The following is a 2,726-nucleotide window of genomic DNA, read 5'->3' on the forward strand; positions in this document are numbered from 1 at the left end:
GCGAACTTCTGCATGGTGTCTCTCCTGCACTCGTTGTTTCTGACTTCGCAAAAGCTACGTTGCGTTCGAGCATCAGGCAACAAGCTTGTTGCGCACAATCAGCATCAATGCAGGTCAGAGCACAAATATCGTTGCACCGGGGCTGAATCTAACGCAACGCCAGACACCCTTTGCGTTGCATTGGATGGAAAGTGAACGCTACTCTGGAGTCCGGAGACACCACGGACCACGAAGGAGACCGCAATGCCGGGAGGCAGGCTCACCCAGCAGGAACGCCAGCAGATCGCACTGGGACTGGCCGACGGCCTCGCCTACGCGGAGATCGCCCGACGCCTCGACCGCCCCACCTCGACCGTCACGCGCGAGGTCATGCGCAACGGCGGCCCCACCACCTACCGCGCCGACCTGGCCCACCGCGCCACCGAACGCCGCACCCACCGGCGCAGGCCGACCGCACCCCAGGGGGCGCAGACACCCCCGCAGCCCCACGGACGCGACCCCGAGGCCGTGCGCGAGTACGAGGAGCTCTTCACCACCATCCTCATCGCCTCGGGCCTGCCCACCATGACGGCCCGGGTGCTGACCTGTCTCACCCTCACGGACGAGGGCAGCCTCAACGCCGCCGAACTCGCCCAGCGCCTCCAGGTCAGCCCGGCGTCCATCTCCAAGGCGATCACGTTCCTCGAAGGCCAGGGCCTCGTCAGCCGGGAACGCGACGAACGCCGCCGCGAGCGCTACCGCGTCGACGACGACGTCTGGTACCAGTCGATGATGGCCAGCGCCCGCGGCACCGCCCAGCTCGCCGAGACCGCACGGCAGGGCGTCGGCATCCTCGGCCCCCAGACCCCGGCCGCCATCCGCCTGGAGAACATCGCCCGCTTCGTCGAGTTCATCAGCGAGAGCATCACCCGCGCCGCGGAGCAGGCCCGCGACATCCTCCACACCAAGACCACAACGCCCTCGGACCGCACGGCCTGAGCCGTGTGCGGACCGGGCGGGGCCGTCGGTGGGGGGGGGGGGGGGGGGGGGGGGGGGGGGGGGGGGGGGGGGGGGGGGGGGGGGGGGGGGGGCTCCCCCCCCCCCCCCCCCCCCCTCCACCCTGCCTCAGACCGTCTTCACCGAGCCGCCGTCGATCAGGAAGTCCGCCCCGGTGACGCTCCCCGCGAGCGGCGAGGCCAGGTGGACGACCAGCGCGGCCACCTCCGCCGGTTCGACCAGCCGGCCGGTGGTCATGCCCACCGTCCCCGGCAGTGCGGCCAGCAGCTGTTCCTGCTCCAGCCCCAACGCGGTGGCCAGGGCGGCGCCGTAGCCGGTCGGCGACTCCCACATCGCCGTCCGCACCGGGCCGGGCGAGACGGTGTTGACCCGCACCCCGCTCGGCCCGAACTCCTCGGCCAGCGCCTTCCCGAAGGCCGTCAGCGCGGCCTTGGCGACGGTGTACGGGACGGGCCCGGCGTGCGGTATCCGGGCGCCGTTGGAAGAGATGTTGACGATCGCGCCGCGCCGCCGTACCAGCCCGGGCAGCGCGGCCCGGGTGGTGCGGACGGCCGCCATCAGGTTGAGGTCGAAGGACTGCCGCCAGTGCTCGTCGCCGAACGAGAGGAAGCCGCCCACCTGGTCCCCGCCGCCGTCGCCGCCGCCCACATTGTTCACCAACAGGTCGATGTCGTCGCCGAGTTCGGCCGTCGCCGCCTCGATCAGCCGGGCCGGACCGTCCGGCGTCGACAGGTCGACCGGGACGGCGACGGCCCCGGTCGCGGCCAGCTCGGGCGTCACCGTCCGGGCGCCCGCCACCACCCGCACCCCTTCGGCCGCCAGTGCGGCCACCACGGCCAGCCCGATCCCCCGGCTCGCCCCGGTCACCACGGCGGCCTTGCCGCTCAGCTGCATGTCCATGTTGCACCCCTCCAACGCTCACAAAGTTGCGTCACTCATGACGCAAGTAAGCTAAGACATGCATCACAGATGTTGCAACTATCAGGCGAGTGGCAACTCCGCTGTACCCTTCGGCCGAACCACGAGGCCCGACCACACGGACGAGCCCGACCACCCGAACGAGAGAGAGGCGGCCGATGCGAGCGGACACCGAGCGCACCGTCCGGGCGATCCTGGAAGCCGCCGAACGCGTCCTGAGCGCCAACCCGGCCGCGACGATGGAGCAGATCGCCGAGGCCGCCGGCGTCGCCCGCACCACCGTCCACCGCCGCTTCGCCACCCGTGACGCCCTGCTCGCCGCCCTCACCGCCTGGGCCACCCGGCAGTTCCACGCGGCGGTCGAGGCGGTCCGCGACAGCACCCCGCCGCTCGTCGCCCTGCACCAGGTGACCGCCAACGTCCTCAGGGTGAAGATCGGTTGGGGCTTCGCGATGGGCGCCGCCCTCCCCGACGACCCGGAGATCGCCCGCATCCACGCCGAGGTGCTGGAGCGCTGCGACCGCCTGTTCGCAGACGCCCGCGCCGCCGGCATCCTGCGCCCCGACGCCGACCTCACCTGGGTCCGCCGCGTCTACTACGCCCTGATCCACGAGGCCGCCCAGCCGCACCCCGGCACCGACGACACCCCGGAGGAACTCGCCGCCCGGGTCGTCGACACCCTCCTCGACGGCCTCGGCCCCCGCTGAAACGCCGGGAGGGGGGGGGGGGGGGGGGGGGGGCGGCCCCCCCCCCCCCCCCCCCCCCCCCCCCCCCCCCCCAAACACCCCCCCCACCACCCGCCCCCCCCCCCC

At 72.8% G+C, this 2,726-nt stretch carries 3 protein-coding genes; 2 read left to right on the forward strand and 1 reads right to left on the reverse strand.

The features are described from left to right. Positions 1-243: 243 nt before the first annotated feature. Positions 244-978 (forward strand): helix-turn-helix domain-containing protein, encoded by a 735-nt coding sequence (locus ACZ6NC_RS41860; protein ID WP_465739135.1) that lies wholly within the window; start codon positions 244-246, stop codon positions 976-978. 126 nt (positions 979-1,104) lie between these two features. Here the strand turns inward: ACZ6NC_RS41860 and ACZ6NC_RS41865 are convergent, their stop codons facing one another. Beyond that, positions 1,105-1,896, reverse strand: coding sequence for an SDR family NAD(P)-dependent oxidoreductase (locus tag ACZ6NC_RS41865; RefSeq protein ID WP_465739136.1), 792 nt, complete (start codon positions 1,894-1,896; stop codon positions 1,105-1,107). 176 nt (positions 1,897-2,072) lie between these two features. On the opposite strand from ACZ6NC_RS41865, the gene ACZ6NC_RS41870 reads away from it, so the two are divergent. After that, positions 2,073-2,621: a TetR/AcrR family transcriptional regulator gene (locus ACZ6NC_RS41870; protein ID WP_465739137.1), complete on the forward strand. Its 549-nt coding sequence runs from the start codon at positions 2,073-2,075 to the stop codon at positions 2,619-2,621. Positions 2,622-2,726 lie beyond the last annotated feature (105 nt).

This window comes from Kitasatospora sp. NPDC041988 (assembly GCF_055588525.1).